This window comes from Bacillus sp. EB600, assembly GCF_024494385.1.
In the GTDB taxonomy this organism is placed as follows: domain Bacteria; phylum Bacillota; class Bacilli; order Bacillales; family Cytobacillaceae; genus JAEVLT01.
Genome location: NZ_JAEVLT010000009.1, coordinates 172,624 through 188,312, shown reverse-complemented (window position 1 = coordinate 188,312; position 15,689 = coordinate 172,624). Strand labels below are relative to the sequence as shown.

The window sequence follows — 15,689 nt, the reverse complement described above, 5'->3', positions numbered from 1 at the left end:
GATCAAACTCTCCAATAAAGAGTATGAGTTAGCTCATAAATGTTACGTTGGCTAGTGAAGACTTGCTTCACTATATTTGTTATTGTTGACGTTTTTGTTTGTTTAGTTTTCAAAGAGCAATGCTTTTTGAAGCAGCTTTCATAGTATATGCCCAACTGAACATTTCGTCAACATCTTTTTTTAAGATGCATGTTGTTCAGCGACAAGGACTATCTTACCACACTGATTCGTTTATGTCAACTTCTCCGAAATAATTTTGGATTAGAAACTTCGTTTACAAGAAGCTGTTAACGAAACAGCTAAATTAGCTTAACACCGATAGTGTCAATTGGCAAGAGAAATTTTTTCTATTTCATGATTAGGAAAGCTCATCATCTCAGATCAATGACAATATTCAGTTAATCTAAAAAAATGACTCCTGCTTATTTATTGCCATCCAGTTACCATTCTATTTGACCATTGATATTCGACAAATTTCGAGGGCACACAGTCGGTAAATCGAATTTACTTTTCAATTACAATTGCTTGTTTCCCCATTTGTTCCCATGCCCTTTCAAAGCTGCTTCGGTTCAATCTTTGATTTTTTTGTCCATATGGATTATTGATATAAATGTAGTTTGCATCATAGCCTGTTATGACCACGCTATGTTCACTGAAGGTAATACTCATGCTTCCTTGTGGAGTCTTCCACTGTTTAAATTCCGATACAGGGGAAAATGTTTCCGTGGTGATGATCCAAACCGGCTCACCTTGACTCACTCTCACTAGTAAATCAGTAAACGGTTGGTTTGTCAGATTAACCACTTCATTTCCGGCATACTTTTTGGCCAAATTGTAGATCGGCCCATTGTAGACTGCATAGCCCGGTCCGACTTCCATATTCCCTACGAACCCTACATTTGGATTCCCTTTCAGTCCATTTTGATAGGTTAATGGGACCCTTGCAATATTATTGGCTAATTCATTCTTCGTTACATGGTATCCGTTATAATTTAGAATCATTGCCAGACTTGTTACCTCACAACCATTGTAGAGCTTAGGTGCGGTGAGTTGATTGATAAGAGGAACATCTAATATTTTTGCTTGTTGTTCTTTTTCAGCCTGCTCTTTTGCCTCTTGTTCTTTCGCGATCTGTTCTTTTGCAGCTTGTTCTTTTGCCACTTCTTCTTTCGCGGCCTGTTCTTTTGCAGCTTGCTTTTTTGCCCCTTCTTCTTTTGCGGCCTGTTCTTTTGCGACCTTTTCTTTCGCCGATTGTTCTTTTGCCGATTGTTCTTTTGCTGCCTGTTTTGCCGCCTCCTTTTTTTCTGGTTGTTTTTTAGTAAGTGAGGTTACTAGAATTTTTATAATAGAAGAGGGTTTTACGGCTAATGAAGAATTAGAATGTATCAAGAATAAGCCTCCAACTATAAGGAATAAAACTGTAATCAATATAATGAAAATTTTCTTTGGTAAAGAAATCAAGTTAACACATCCAATTTTTATATTAAAAAACTTTCAACTTTACCATATGAAAAATGCCTTAACTTTTTCTTAATAAAACAATTTGAAAGGCCCCGTCCCTGATAAGAAGCATCCTCTGGCAATGGGTGTCACTGCTATGCGTATAATAAAAAAGCCGATATGGGTTTTCCATATCAGCTTTTTTTTGCCTTTGAGAAAGTAATCTCTCAACTTTAATTTTGCATTTTTGTCAGTATTCGCATGTCTAATGGACACTTCCATGTTCATAACATCTGAATATGTATTGCATTCGGACTCGTCCAGGCTTTTTCAACCTTGGGCTGTCCGAGTAATAGCAATCACCACATTGTGTGATCTTATGGTTGAGAATGAAACTCCACACGATGTCAATTATGAAGACTTTGCCATATTGAATTTTAATTAGTTGCATATATATCCACTCATCTAACCTCTGTATCAATTAGAGGTTTTTTGATGTAAAAAGAGGTGCCATTTTTAAAAATGCACACCTTAACCCAATGTTCTCTTTGCCATTATCTAAAAAGGCCAAGATTTTTCGAGGCAACTAAATTACTCCCCGAGTGGGGGTCAGACCCCAATTCAAAAGCGCACATCAAGTATGATATTCCCTTTTTCAGTGATTTTATCTTAGAACCCTTAATGCTTCCGCCACTTTATGTGCAAAAGATAATGGAGGTTCTACTGATTGAAAGTGAAGATAAAGGATGTTTGGTTGTGTGTACAGCCAATGATTGTGAAGTGCACTTATGATGATCCTATTTTTAATTAGAATACTTGAAAAGGCGGGAACTTCTTCTTCAAGAAGAACAGTTTCCCCTAGATTGAGCGCATTTCCTTCATGATCTAATGATTCAAAATGGATGTCTGCTCGTAGTTCACCATGACTAGGACGACCTTGAATCGTTACATTGAGATGACGATCAATCTCTACAGAACAAACGCCATTCTTAATGGTTGGCTTACCGTTGAGTATTTGGGCATATTGTTGACAAAGTTTATGGAAATCCTGCATTAGAAGCAACCTCATTACTTTTTAATACAATGTATGTTTTAGGCAGAAGTTTAGTGTTTGTATTGTGTTTTGAAAATCAATACAGAAAGGGCCAACCTTCCCCTTTCTTGTTTTGGTTATTTTAGCAACTTAGTTTGAAAAAGCTCCTTACCCCAGACTGATATGACCGAAATTCAGGTGGAAAAAGAAACATTTTAAATTTCGTCGATCGTAGATCTATTTAACCTTGAAGTAATTGCCCTCAAAATTAGCTTCAGCCCAAATCAGGAGCTTATTAAAGCAACTATTGAGGCTGCCCTAAAAAATCGAAAACTGCTGTCACTAGAAGGAGTACTCATCAGCAGTGATCAAGGCGTGTGAATAGATCGTTTGATTATCATAAGTTGAGTCAGAATCTTATGTTCACACCAAACATGTCCCGCAAGGCTAGGTTGGGATAACGCCGTAATCGAGAGCTCTTTTTCCCATCTAAAAGCTGAATTTCCTTGTTTCTATCCAAGTATAAAGATTCATACTTTTCAACAAAACCTACAAAACCTTATTCGGTATTACAATAAAAAACGAACCCAATACAAACTTGGATTCGTTTCTCCTAAAAAATACTATTTAAATTACAAAAATGCAGTTTAATGTCTTATTTTACAAATGTCTATTTTTGGTGGTCTTGACCACAGGTATCGGAATTCCATATTCCCAGGCAAGAGCCATGGATTTGGAACATTTTTGGTGTATTGAAACAATCTTTACCCAGCTGGTAACCTCATTTTATCCCTAATGGTTGAAAAATAATTTCTGATAGTTCCAATTGTGTTTCTTTGCTGATTAGATTTTTCATTTATGATTTGACCATTTGCCAACCGTTCTAACACTTCCATTTCCCGTTCGTTATCGCTGGAATCATGGTCCATTAGTTCGGGAGAGTAAATTCGCTTTCCAGCCATAATACTGCGTATCGAGCAGGCTAACTCCTCGCTCGGGCTATCCTTCAATAAATAACCTTTTACATCTGCATTTGTTGCACGTTGAAAGTATCCAGTCCTTGCAAAGGTTGTTAAAATAATTACTTTACATCCAAAGGGCTTTAAAGCTTCTGCTGCCTCAAGACCGCTTTTTCCAGGCATCTCTATATCCATAATACAAACATCCGGCTTTAATCGGTGCACAAGAGTAAGTGCCTCTGCTCCATTGCTTGCCTTCCCTACCACTTCCATATCCTCTTCCAAATTGAGCAGGGAACCAATTGCCCCTAACAGCATTTCCTGATTCTCTGCAATGACAATATGAATCATTTTAGTTCTCCCCCTATCTGAAACCACTACAAGCAGAGACTCCCATATTAATGGGAGTCAGCAGTAGATGGTGAAGCTATAGTTCAGGTTTTACCTGAACGGAAATACTATTCTTAGCCAAGGATTTAACGTCTTTAAAGCTTACAAAATTCTTTTTTTCCTCATCCCACAGGCGGAAACGGAGTGACCGCAAACTTAAAGCAAGGGTGATCGTTGGTACATTTTGTAAAGGAGCCGTATTATTGTGTGCCTCTTCAAGTTTATAGTTAGGCACCCTTGGACTTAAATGGTGAACATGGTGATAACCAATATTTCCAGTAAGAAATTGCAGAAGTTTTGGAAGCTTATAAAAGGAACTTCCTTCCACTGCTGCTTTCACATATTCCCACTCTTTATCTTCTTCAAAATAAGAATCTTCAAAAGTGTGCTGTACGTAAAACAGCCAAATGCCTACTGAACTTGAAATCATAAAAATGGAAACTTGGACTAAAAGAAACGACTGCCATCCGATTGCCCAGCAAAGCAATCCAATCAAAGCAACGATTAGAACATTCGTCAAATAAGTATTCATTCGTTCCTTCTTTTTGGCACCTTTTCGGTTAAATCTATTTTTAAGAAGGAAAACATAAATCGGCCCTAATCCAAACATTACGAACGGATTGCGATAAAAACGATAAGCTAAACGAAGCCTTATTGGTGCTACCAAATATTCATCTACTGTAAGGGTCCAAATATCTCCTGTACCTCGCTTATCCAAGTTACCACTTGTAGCGTGATGGATAGAATGCTCATGCCCCCATTGGTCAAACGGGAAGATCGTTAAAACACCCATAGCAGTCCCAACTATTCTATTGGCACGACGGCTTTTAAAAAAGGAATGATGGGTGCAATCATGAAAAATAATGAAAATCCTTGTCAAAAATCCAGCTGCTATCAAAGAAGGAACTAATGACAACCAATAAGAAACGGACAGGCTTTTATAGGCAAGGTACCATAAAATAATAAATGGCACGATCGTGTTGATGAGCTGCCATACACTTTCTTTTGTCGTTGACTTTTCATAAGGTGCAATTTGTTTATTTAAGTTTTTCGTATTTTGTAAGGTCATTTTATTTGAATTCCCTTTCCTTGTGTTGTTAATTCTTATTATGAAGGAATGAAAATGATCTTGTAAGTAGCAGGTGTCAGGTGCACAACATGATAAATGTCATGTACTTCTCCAATTTGCCTTACAAAACAAATAACCAGTGAGCTCCATAATAAGAAACTCACTGGTTATTTAGGCTTTTTTCAACTATCAAAATTTCTATATAAAGCTTTAGGTTTACATTTTATTCCATTAGCATTTTACTTATTATTTATTACAATTGGATGCTTTATTACATCCATTACTTTAGAGGCTGGAAGGCCATTTTCGAGCAGTTGGACCATTACTTTCATATATTTGTGGATATGAGTAAAGTATTTCTTATAACCTGCACATAAATAATTTAATCCAGGTTCTCCAGTGGGAGTCTTCAGAAAGCGGTGTTTCGGACATTCTCCATTACAAGCAAATTTTACTTCACACGTTTGGCAATACTTTGGCAATGTTGATTTTTTCGCTTGTCCAAATTCTGCTTGCTGGATTGAATCAATCATTTCTTTAAATGTTTGTGTTTGAATATTGCCCAACTTATAATCAGGATACATAAAGTGGTCACAGGAATAAACATCCCCATTATGCTCAATGATAGCCGCTTTTCCGCAGGTTTCGGCAAAAATGCACACCGTTGCAGGCAGACCCATCCATGCGACCAGTGAACTTTCGAAATTCATCACATTGACAATGCCAACATCATTTCTCACCCACTCATCAAATATAGTAATTAAAAAGTCCCCATATTTCTCTGAATTGACTGTCCATGGAGCTAATTGAACTTCTTCATCCTTTATTGATGCAGGCGTAGCGTGACGCAGGCCTAGCTTTGTCGCATGTTCGTCTGCTATTCTTTCTACAATCGGAATGAATTGAATATATTCAACTCCTTCACTCTTTAAAAAATGATAAATTTCCAATGGTGAATTGGAAGATTCATTGGTTACACATGTAAGCACATTATATTGGATCTTGTATTTTTGCAAATTATGCAATGTGTTTAATACCCGCTGGAAAGTAGGATTTCCCCCGCGATCAACGCGGAATTTGTCATGTATTTCCTCCGGTCCGTCCAAGCTCAATCCAACTAAAAAGTTATTTTCAGCAAGAAACGGAAACCAATCTTCCGTTAATAGCGTTCCATTTGTTTGCAGAGAATTAGAAATTCTTTTCCCATTAGCGTATTTTTTCTGGAATTCAACAGCCTTTTTATAAAAATTCAAACCCATTAACGCAGGTTCTCCTCCTTGCCATACAAACGGAATCTCCTCTGCTGACTGGGTCTCAATATAATTTTTGATAAATTTCCCCAACGTTTCCTCTGACATTCGAAACGGGGTTTTCGGTTCAAATAAAGACTCTTTTTCCGTATAAAAGCAATAATGACAATCTAAATTACAAATCGGCCCCGATGGTTTTGCTAACATATGGAAGTTAGTTGTCGTATTTTTAACTGTTGTACTCATAAATGGCCACCTCATAAAAAATAGTGAACCAGTGACAAATGGCTCTGTCACTGGTCATTCACATTACTTACCTGGATTTGTAAATTCCTGGTCATTTCCAAGAGTATATTCTACACTGGTTAATTTCCCTTTAAAGGCAAATTCCCCTTCATTTGCATAGTCTGGGCTTACTGGATATTTCGTATCCTTGCCGATGTCAAGACCTTCAAATGATATTTTGTAAGGCAATGTATTTTCAGCGATTGACTCTCCTACTTTTGTATCATTTATATAGAGTGCTCCATTCCCTTTATTGGTTCCTGTTTTATCAAATTTATATAAAATCACAGACTTTCCAAGAGGTACATCGATTGTCGAAACGATTTTGTAATCATTTAAACCATATCGATATTCATAGATTAGTTTGTTATTTTTAATAAAAATGGTATAACCGCTGTCTTGGCCTCCGAGTGCAAGCAGAACACCGTCCTCTGTATTGCTTGAACGCTCAATTGGTATTTTGATTTCATAGGAACGATTCATAATCGGTGGTGCAGCTGAATCCGTTAATCGGTCCATTCCCCGGTAATACATGTAGTGATCTTTTGCTCTAATGGTATCCGCTGGAATCGATAAAAATCCGTCCAAAAAGATATCTGTTAAAGGAAGTGCACCATACTTTTTGGCTTCACTAAACCACAACTTTTGAAGTTCTTTCAATTTATCAGGATATTTTGCTGCGAGATCCGTAGATTCTGAGTAATCATCCTTTACATGGTAGAGATACCATTGATCCTTCTCGAAAGGCTCACCTTTTTTATGACTTGTAAATGCCTTCCATCCGTCATGGTAAATGGCACGGTTACCGGAAACCTCAAAATATTGTGTGCTTCTGCCTGCTGCCTTAGGATTTGTCAATGAAGCCTTGAAACTTTGTCCGGATATCGGCATTTGTTTTACGCCATTTATTTGTTTCGGCGGCTTGATGCCTTCTATGTCATAAATTGTTGGCGTTATATCACTGACATTCACATATTGTGTCCGAATGGCCCCTGGATCTTTAATGATTTTAGGATTATAAACAATTAAAGGCGTGTTGGTTCCGCCTGCGAACGCAGAGTTTTTGTATTGGCTGAAAGGTGTATTGCTTACCTGCGCCCATCCAGCCGGGTATTCCGTACCTGCATTAGGGCTGCCGAACATATCATAATATCTCTCTATATCATCAATGTTTTCACTGATTCCATTATAATCTTCTGTATGATTAACAGATCCATTTGCTTTTCCACCGCCGCTTGCTCCGTTATCGGAGAGCAATACAATCATGGTCTTGTCTAATTGATTCTTTTCACGCAAGTTATCTAATAATTTCCCAACCTGCTCATCAGCATGGGTTAAGAAACCGGCATATGTTTCCTGAAGACGGATGTCATTTTTCTTTTCCTGATCCGTCAATTCGTCCCATGGTTTCACTCCTGGATTTCGCGGTGCCAATTTAGCGTCTTTCGGAATTATTCCCAATTCTTTTTGTTTTTCAAACCGTTGTTCCCTTATTTGATCCCAGCCTTTATCATAAACCCCTTTATACATATCAATATATTTTTGCGGGACCTGCTGTGGCGAGTGCTGCGCTCCAAATGTTAAATACAAGAAATATGGTGTCTCTGGATGTACACTGACTTGATTGGTAATATAGCGATTTGCATTTTCGACAATTGCTTCGGAAAAATGATAGTTTGGATCCGTTGGGGAAGGAATTTGCGTATTGTCAATTGTCAAATCAGGCTTATATTGATCCGATGAATCTTCTAAAAAGCCGTAAAATTGGTCAAATCCTTTTTGCAGCGGCCAGTTATTATATGGACCTGCAGGAGTCGTATCTTCGGTCGGTGCCAAATGCCATTTCCCGGCAGCATACGTATTATAACCATTTTTACCCAGCACCTGTGCAACAGTCCCAGCTCCCGGTTTTAATTCTCCGCGTTTATTAGGGAATTCTGGTCCTAGATCAAAATTCGTGACAGTTCCTATACCGACTTCGTGTGAATTTCTACCCGTCAGCAATGACGCCCTGGTCGGTGAACAAAGCGGCGTTACGTGAGAGTTATTATATCGAAGCCCATTTTGTGAAAGCCAATCTATATTTGGTGTTTTGATCTCAGAACCATAACTTCCTAAATCTGAAAAACCTGAGTCATCCAGTACAATATAAACGACATTTGTTTTTGTATCCTCTTTCTTTTTTTCTGCGTTTGTTTTACTTTTCTTTTTATCGGCCTCTTTTTCTTTTGGCGGAACCGAGGCAATAGCTGAGTGTCCATTTATTGTGATAGCGGAAGCTAATGCCACGGCAGTCCCAAGCATGGTTAATTTCGTAAGGGACTGCTTGGAAAGGAACTTTTGATCTTTCATTCTCACTTCTCTCCTTTTTTGCATTCTAGTAGGGAAACCTTAACTTTATCAAACTTTAAAATTTTTGTTGTAACCCCTTTCAAAAAGTATTATAGTTTTGCACAAAATGTGCAAAACTGTTATCAACAATTTATTAAATTTTTCGAATTTTGTCAACTATTAGTTTTTATTAGGAATAATTAGAGAATAATGCAAGAAAGGATTGCTGCAAATTGATTTACAACAATCCTCATACTCATATGTAAAAACTTATTATTCATTCATATAGCTATCAAGTACTTGAACTGCCGCACCAAGTACGCCGGACTCACTCTGAAAATTCCCTTTCCTAAATTGGATATTTTTTTGTTCATTTAAATTTAATGAGATATGGTGAATAGTTTCTTCATAGTATCCAGGGTATTGACTAATTAACGGACCATTAACGATAACTAATTCTGAGTGAAATACGGTGGCTAGATTGGCTACCCCAACCCCAATATATTTAGCCGAATCTAAAATCACTTCCTTCGTTCGTACATCTTCTTCGGATATGATGTTGATTATTTGCTCAGCCGGAGCAAAATCTTTTAACTTTTCATAAAAAAAACCAGGAGAACGTTCTTTTATCTTATCCAAAATAACATAAAGTGAAGTATAAGCAGTCATACATCCATTTTTTCCACAATAGCATTTTTCCCCATCCATATTAATTACCATATGGCCATAACCGCTAATATCACCGCTTTCTACTCTCATTAATTTACGATCAAGAATAACGCCACATCCCCAAGTCCATCCGACTGTAACGTTTAATATATTAGTATAGGCTTGATGGTTTCTATACTCCCCAAGAACGATGGTATTTGCAGCATTATCAAATTTAATTCTAGCTGGAAACTCACTTTTAATTTGTTCAACAATCGGTATATTGTTCCAGCTATGAGTCAAAAACGGCTCCGATTTCAAAATAATTCCACGTTCACGATCCAAAGGTCCAATCGCACCGATTCCAATCCCTAACAACTCATTCACAGTAAAGTGATAAGTTTTCATAAACTCAGTAATCGTATTCTTAATTTCCTCAATTACAATCTGAGGTTTATGCTTTGACGTCATAATAATCTTTTTCTCATCGAGTTTATTCAAATTTAAATCAAATAATGCCATTTTCGTTTCTACCCTGGTATTCTGAATTCCGATAATATAGCTGCATATTGGATTAATCTGATAGAGGGAAGGAGGTCTTCCACCTTCTGAATCCCCATACCCTACTGTTTGAATATAACCTTTATCTAAAAGTTCTTTTAAAGATCTGGCGACTTTGCCGCGGTTTAAATTTGTTTTATTAATGATATCTGCTCTAGATACAGATCTATTTTGATAAATGTATTGATAAATTAATTTCAGTGGCCGATTCTGAATAGATTGATCGTTTAGAAATTTATTTAACATTTACATCCCTTCCCAATAGTAAGTAGTTACCATCTTTTGCTTAAATGGATAAGAAATCTATATTTTTGATTATATCGTAACTTACAAAATAAACTGATTTTTTTTTATGAAAAAACCATAGAAAGGGGGAGGGTTATTATATTGAAAAAATTGAATATGAAGGAAATGGGCTTTAAGTTGCATTTTCAATGTATTGTCGCACTCTACATGAGTACGTAGATTGAAATGAGGAATATGAATACAACACCGATTTTTTCTCTTGTAATTCATGGACAAAGTTGTTTATTTTTGGAGCAAGCCTTTTGATTGCGTCGGCGTTTCCAAATTCTATGTTTTCTGAAGCTTCCAAGTAAATCCCCATTGTGTGTAATCGTCTTTCTAGATTAAAGGTACGACTAATGCCTTGGTAATCCTTCAATGAAAAAGTTTCTACCGGCTGCTCTAAATCTACTTCAAGTTCCTCTGACATGAGTTCATTGTAGCAATTAGTGCATAATGCATGCTAATCGCTTCCATCTTAAAATTAACTTTCGCTTCATTAGATACAGAGCGCTCACACTTGTTCATATATTCACCTACATTTATTTTTCTTCTATTTAATCATAGCTACGAGCAGCCCTATACTCCACATATTCACAAATTCCGGTTGCTGAGATATATAATTTTATTTAACTGCACTAAGGAGAAGTGAAAGAAGCAAGCGAGGTTTAAAAAGAAGTGCTTCTATTTAAGAACACAAAACCAAGGGAAGAAACGAACTACATCCAATTCTACAAATACCCAAAATCTTGCTAAAACAATCAAAAAATAAAATAGAAAAAAGCACAACAATCCAACCTCTGCTGCACTTCTAACCTATCAATCTTCGACAAATTTTGGGGCGTGACAGTGCCAGAATTTCATTACCATGCTTCAATTGAACTCTCGATTCCCGTTAGCAGAATTTGTAGATATTTCCCCGGGAATTTGTTGAAATTTGAAAAATAGTGAATCCGAATAGTCGGAACAAAAGCTGCTTTTGGTTTGGTTGACTTAGGTAACATAAAAAAAAAATTGCAACAAAAAATGAACCATCCAATTTTTGTTTGGCTCATTTTGCTTATATAATCTCCAGTTAATTTAACTTGAGCCTTAGGCTGCTTTTGGTAGATCGCCCGATACATTGGATGTATCGCCGAGTTCTTCAAAAGCAGGCACCAATTTCTGTTAACAGATGAATTGTTCTTTCATAATCCTGTTTTTCAGCTCTGAGAATCAATACTAAGGAGCAAATCAAATAACATCTTAAAATCACTTTGACCATTTTACACTCTATTTACGGAATATGAAAAAAAGTCTCTCCCATTTTCCTTTAGGTTTTTGTATCGCTTCTTCTAAACGTTTATTAAAATCATTTTGTGAACGCCATTCATTTTTCTGTTCGTCCCGCATATTATGTATTTCTTTTTGTAAAAATTCGTTTATTTGTTTTTCTTGTTGCAGTAATGTTTCGTAATGGGTCTTTTGTTGTTCAGTTAATCTTTCAATTTTACCATGAGTTTTTTGCGCTGAATTTGCAATATTGGAACTTATAGCATGGTGATCTTGCTGGAGCCGGGAAACCGTTGTTTTAAGCTGAGATATATCGTTTGTCATTTGGACATTCATTTCACGTGTGGCTGCAAGTTCATTGACTAAAAACATTAAGATCTCTTTTAATTCATTGGGATCTTGGGGTAAATTGTCATATGTATCGGATATCGCAATCTCTGTTTCACTCGATCCTTCTAATTTTTCCTTTTGTTGATACACAAGGTCTTTTGCTGTATCGTCTAGGGGCTTGTCCGTATCGCGTAACGCTATAAGCGTTTCGATGTCGGATTGAACAAAGATACGCCGATCACCATCTTTTAAAAACTCATATCCATTTTTCTCTAAGATTTGGCTATACTTTCGAACAGTGGGTGTTGCAATCCCTACTTCTTCTGCCACTTCCTTAGAAGAGTATGCTCGTTCATTCTGTTGTATATCACGTCGCATATCGGTCCTCCTTTTTTATCACATATGAATGTTTTTAGATCTATTTGCAAGTTATATCGCCCAGCGATACGAAACAAAAAAAGAGCCGTTCATCCCTTTCTTGAGGAAATCCTTAAGGTTTACGATTATTTTTGATTGAGATTTTCAAACGCTTCAACTCTCTTTTTAGCTTTCTTCAAGTTGGGTATTTTGTTTAGCTGCATATCGCTTTAATAGACCTCCAATAAATCATACTTATCTTTCATTTGCTTTTGGTAGATCGCCCGATACATTGGATGTATCGCCTAGTTCTTAGAAAGCAGGCACCAATTTCTGTTAACAGATGCTAAGACATATCGTTTGTCAGTTGGATATTCATTTCGCGCTCATTGGCTAAAAGCATTACGATCTCTTTCATTTGATTTGTACTGGGGAAGATCGTTATATGTATCGGGTATCACAATCCCTATTTCATCGACTTCTTCTAATCTTTCTTTTTGTTTATACGCAAGGTCTTTTGCTGTATCGCCCAGGGGCTTGTCCGTATCGCTTAACGTTATACATACTTCGATATCGGATTGGACAAAGATACGCCAATCGTCATCTTTAAAAAACTCATATCCATTTCTCTCTAAGATTTGGCCATATTTCGAACAGCGGGTGTTGCAATCCCCACCTCCTCTGCCACTTCCTTGGAAGAGAAAGCCCGTTCATATGGTTGTATATCACGCCGTATATCGCTCCTCCTTTTCTATTATAATATGAGGGTTTTTGGATCTATTTGCAAGTTATATCGCCCAGCGATACGAAACAAAAAAAGAGCCATTCAGCCCCTTTCTTGGGGAACCTTTTAAGGATGACGCAATTACCCCAAAGGTAATGGATCCGTTTAGTAATAACTTAATCTGTATATTGGATCCAATCTCCATTGTTCATTAAAATATCTTATCTACTCCTGAATTAGTTCAAGAGAACCGTCCCTATGTCACCTAAACGAGAAAAAATTGTCGAGGCTTGTACACGCTTTCCTAAACAACATTAGAGGACAATCGGAAGTTTTGCGCGCAAAAAGGCATCACTAGCGGATGAGCTAGTGGTGCCTTTTTGTTTTCTTATTCAAAAGATCTTCAGGCAATATTTTTGATTGCCGGAGAAGAATGAAGTCGTGGCCCTTGCCTTTTAACCATGGTGGTCATTTCAATTGTCACCATATACTTCAAAATCTTCTAATTATTCTTCATCCTCTTCTTCTCTCGGTTGCGGACCCCAAAAAAATCCCCACGGGTCTCTCCTTGGAATTTCAGCAGTTTCAGTGTTTCTGCCTCGATTAATTTTAACGTTCTCTGAATCAACCAATTCAACGCTTTTTGCGTGAATAATTAGATTATCAACGTGGATTACTTTTCCTTTTTTTTCGGACATCTCTACACCTCCCTCATAATATATGTGCTTTATCCTATTCCTGTGAAATTCTAACGTATAGGCAAACGTTTATATTTTTGCAACAGGATTAAGCTACAAAAAAAGAAAAGTCCTTGGTTTTTTTGGAAAAACAAAAGTCATTTTTCAAATCAATACCAGAAAGATGCTCCAACGATGATTAAGAGGATAAACAATACCACGATTAAGGCAAAACCTCCACCGAAACCAACGCCACCGTAGCCGTATCCTCCACCACCACAGCCTCCAAAACCTCCGTATCCACCAATTCCGTAACCAAACATGTAAATCATCCTTTCACATGGGATTATTTTTTAATACCAGCCACCAACAAATGCTGCTCCAACAATAATTAATAAAATAAACAATACAACAAGCAAAGCGAATCCTCCGCCAAATCCTACACCTGCAACACCAGACATAGTTATACCTCCTTTCTTAGCTATTAACACGATATGTCAAATAACTTACTGTCGACAGGGCATTTACCTACAAAAGGATAATGCTTAAATTTTTAATTAACTTTCTGTTTTTTAACGCACATTCAAAGTATTTTTCATATAATACAAGAAAATATTCCTACAATAAACAAAAGGATAAATTACAACGATTAAGGCAAATCCGTCTCCTGTAGTGGATTCATGAAATAATCCTCCAAAACGCCATACTAAAAGCCCTTTTTAAGGGCTTTTTAGACTTTTTTGCTTATTTAATTCAATGATAAATATTTAACCAATTTATTATTAGGCAGTTCATATTTCGCCCTACTTTTCTCCTTAAAAAGGAGTGGACTAATGAACGTAAATCACCAATTACCCATAAAATACAAAAAAGATGAATAGGTGGTAAAAATGGGGAACTATACGTATTTTGATTTATTGTCCCAATTTGGTATTGGTGGAGCACACCCTGGAGGAATGCTTTTAACAACAGAATTACTGTCAGTAGAAAAAATAAACAGCCGATCACATATACTTGATGTGGGTTGCGGAACAGGACAAACTTCCGCCTTTCTTTACAGTCAATTTGGAGCTAATATTTTGGGATTAGATACTAATCCTCTTATGTTGAAAAAAGCCAAAAAACGATTTATGTCTAACAATTTACCTATTCAATTAATTCATGGTTCCGTAGAAGAAATTCCACTGGAAGACAGTACATTCGATATCGTTCTTTCTGAATCTGTTCTTGCTTTTGTTAAGAAAGAAAAAGCGCTTGAAGAAATAAACAGAGTTCTTAAGAGTGGAGGAAGATTAATCGCAAATGAGATGACAATCGATTATCCTACAAGTACAGAAGAAGCAGCGGAAATCAAAGATTTTTATGGCTTAGATGCATTATTGTTGGAAAATGATTGGCAAAGGTTATTGGTTGAGGCTGGTTTTACGGAAATCAAAATGAAACGAGAATACAAATCAATGCTTTCTGAAAAACAAATGCCAGAGTTTGACTTTTCAGAAAATATTGAGCCTGAACTTTTTGGAGTTTTAAATAAGCATGCGGAAATCATGATAAAGTATCAGGATTTTTTAAGTTATCGGATATTTACTTGTACAAAGGAATGAACCTTCTATCACTAAAGTAACGGGTTTCTAATATATCATCTATTTGATGCATTGAGTTGGATCCCACTGGGATTATAAAGGAAAGAGCTGGATTTAAGACAACTCTCTGCATCTCTCGAATATATCTGGTCATGACAGGCACCTTTATAATCTCGCTCTAAGCTTTGGCCATATTTCAAACAGTAGGTGTTGCAATACCCACTTCTTCTGCCACTTCCTTGGGAGAGAAAGCTCGTTCATACGGTTGTATATCGCGCCGTATATCGCGCCTCCTTTTCTATTACAGGTTTTTGGATCTATTTTGCAAGTCATATCGCCAAGCGATACGAAACAAAAAAAGAGCCGTTCAGCCCTTTTCTTGAGGAACTCTATTAAGGATGACGCAATTACCTCAACAATGAGGTAATGTATCCGTTTAGTAATAACTTAATCTGTATATTGGATCCAATAGTTTGTAAATAATTCTGGAAATCC

At 36.8% G+C, this 15,689-nt stretch carries 13 protein-coding genes and 1 pseudogene; 2 read left to right on the top strand and 12 right to left on the bottom strand.

Going from position 1 to position 15,689, the window contains the following annotated elements; translation table 11 throughout:
* Positions 1–504: 504 nt before the first annotated feature.
* Both JN080_RS12465 and JN080_RS12460 read right to left on the bottom strand, forming a co-directional pair.
* Positions 505–1,389 carry a C39 family peptidase gene (locus tag JN080_RS12465; protein WP_256236333.1) on the bottom strand — a complete coding sequence of 295 codons (885 nt, stop codon included), beginning with the start codon at positions 1,387–1,389 and terminating at the stop codon, positions 505–507.
* A gap of 715 nt (positions 1,390–2,104) precedes the next feature.
* Positions 2,105–2,494, bottom strand: coding sequence for a DUF1259 domain-containing protein (locus JN080_RS12460; protein WP_256236332.1), 390 nt, complete (start codon positions 2,492–2,494; stop codon positions 2,105–2,107).
* 393 nt (positions 2,495–2,887) lie between these two features.
* On the opposite strand from JN080_RS12460, the gene JN080_RS29835 reads away from it, so the two are divergent.
* A complete protein-coding gene (locus JN080_RS29835) occupies positions 2,888–3,124 on the top strand; it encodes an IS3 family transposase (protein WP_375141646.1) in 237 nt (78 codons plus the stop codon).
* A 113-nt stretch (positions 3,125–3,237) separates the two neighbouring features.
* Here the strand turns inward: JN080_RS29835 and JN080_RS12455 are convergent, their stop codons facing one another.
* The 10 genes and pseudogenes from JN080_RS12455 to JN080_RS12415 all read right to left on the bottom strand — a co-directional run bounded on the left by JN080_RS12455 (position 3,238) and on the right by JN080_RS12415 (position 14,072).
* Entirely contained in the window at positions 3,238–3,783 is a 546-nt protein-coding gene (locus JN080_RS12455; protein ID WP_256236331.1) for a response regulator, read from the bottom strand.
* A gap of 76 nt (positions 3,784–3,859) precedes the next feature.
* On the bottom strand, positions 3,860–4,891 hold the full coding sequence (gene desA, locus JN080_RS12450) for a Delta(5) desaturase DesA (RefSeq protein WP_256236330.1): 1,032 nt from the start codon (positions 4,889–4,891) through the stop codon (positions 3,860–3,862).
* 239 nt (positions 4,892–5,130) lie between these two features.
* Positions 5,131–6,387 carry an anaerobic sulfatase maturase gene (locus JN080_RS12445; RefSeq protein ID WP_256236329.1) on the bottom strand — a complete coding sequence of 419 codons (1,257 nt, stop codon included), beginning with the start codon at positions 6,385–6,387 and terminating at the stop codon, positions 5,131–5,133.
* 63 nt (positions 6,388–6,450) lie between these two features.
* Positions 6,451–8,778 (bottom strand): arylsulfatase, encoded by a 2,328-nt coding sequence (locus JN080_RS12440; protein ID WP_256236328.1) that lies wholly within the window; start codon positions 8,776–8,778, stop codon positions 6,451–6,453.
* 252 nt (positions 8,779–9,030) lie between these two features.
* Positions 9,031–10,212, bottom strand: a complete 1,182-nt coding sequence (locus tag JN080_RS12435; RefSeq protein ID WP_256236327.1) for an ROK family transcriptional regulator — start codon at positions 10,210–10,212, stop codon at positions 9,031–9,033.
* A gap of 172 nt (positions 10,213–10,384) precedes the next feature.
* A complete protein-coding gene (locus JN080_RS30145; protein ID WP_483861543.1) occupies positions 10,385–10,681 on the bottom strand; it encodes a DUF7686 domain-containing protein in 297 nt (98 codons plus the stop codon).
* 842 nt (positions 10,682–11,523) lie between these two features.
* On the bottom strand, positions 11,524–12,231 hold the full coding sequence (locus JN080_RS12430) for a winged helix-turn-helix domain-containing protein (RefSeq protein WP_256236326.1): 708 nt from the start codon (positions 12,229–12,231) through the stop codon (positions 11,524–11,526).
* A gap of 1,209 nt (positions 12,232–13,440) precedes the next feature.
* Positions 13,441–13,632 (bottom strand): hypothetical protein, encoded by a 192-nt coding sequence (locus JN080_RS12425; protein ID WP_256236325.1) that lies wholly within the window; start codon positions 13,630–13,632, stop codon positions 13,441–13,443.
* A gap of 149 nt (positions 13,633–13,781) precedes the next feature.
* Positions 13,782–13,859 (bottom strand): annotated as a pseudogene (locus JN080_RS29830) (YjcZ family sporulation protein); the annotation flags it as partial.
* A 105-nt stretch (positions 13,860–13,964) separates the two neighbouring features.
* A complete protein-coding gene (locus JN080_RS12415; RefSeq protein WP_256236323.1) occupies positions 13,965–14,072 on the bottom strand; it encodes a YjcZ family sporulation protein in 108 nt (35 codons plus the stop codon).
* 429 nt (positions 14,073–14,501) lie between these two features.
* On the opposite strand from JN080_RS12415, the gene JN080_RS12410 reads away from it, so the two are divergent.
* On the top strand, positions 14,502–15,215 hold the full coding sequence (locus JN080_RS12410; RefSeq protein ID WP_256236340.1) for a class I SAM-dependent methyltransferase: 714 nt from the start codon (positions 14,502–14,504) through the stop codon (positions 15,213–15,215).
* Positions 15,216–15,689: the final 474 nt, after the last annotated feature.

Excerpts from the sequence above, each read along its gene's own strand:
- JN080_RS12410 (WP_256236340.1), top strand. The coding sequence starts at position 14,502 with ATGGGGAACTATACGTATTTTGATTTATTGTCCCAATTTGGTATTGGT.
- JN080_RS12430 (WP_256236326.1), bottom strand. The coding sequence starts at position 12,231 with ATGCGACGTGATATACAACAGAATGAACGAGCATACTCTTCTAAGGAA.
- JN080_RS12415 (WP_256236323.1), bottom strand. The coding sequence starts at position 14,072 with ATGTCTGGTGTTGCAGGTGTAGGATTTGGCGGAGGATTCGCTTTGCTT.
- JN080_RS12435 (WP_256236327.1), bottom strand. The coding sequence starts at position 10,212 with ATGTTAAATAAATTTCTAAACGATCAATCTATTCAGAATCGGCCACTG.
- JN080_RS12440 (WP_256236328.1), bottom strand. The coding sequence starts at position 8,778 with ATGAAAGATCAAAAGTTCCTTTCCAAGCAGTCCCTTACGAAATTAACC.
- JN080_RS30145 (WP_483861543.1), bottom strand. The coding sequence starts at position 10,681 with ATGTCAGAGGAACTTGAAGTAGATTTAGAGCAGCCGGTAGAAACTTTT.
- JN080_RS12445 (WP_256236329.1), bottom strand. The coding sequence starts at position 6,387 with ATGAGTACAACAGTTAAAAATACGACAACTAACTTCCATATGTTAGCA.
- desA (WP_256236330.1), bottom strand. The coding sequence starts at position 4,891 with ATGACCTTACAAAATACGAAAAACTTAAATAAACAAATTGCACCTTAT.
- JN080_RS12460 (WP_256236332.1), bottom strand. The coding sequence starts at position 2,494 with ATGCAGGATTTCCATAAACTTTGTCAACAATATGCCCAAATACTCAAC.
- JN080_RS12455 (WP_256236331.1), bottom strand. The coding sequence starts at position 3,783 with ATGATTCATATTGTCATTGCAGAGAATCAGGAAATGCTGTTAGGGGCA.
- JN080_RS12425 (WP_256236325.1), bottom strand. The coding sequence starts at position 13,632 with ATGTCCGAAAAAAAAGGAAAAGTAATCCACGTTGATAATCTAATTATT.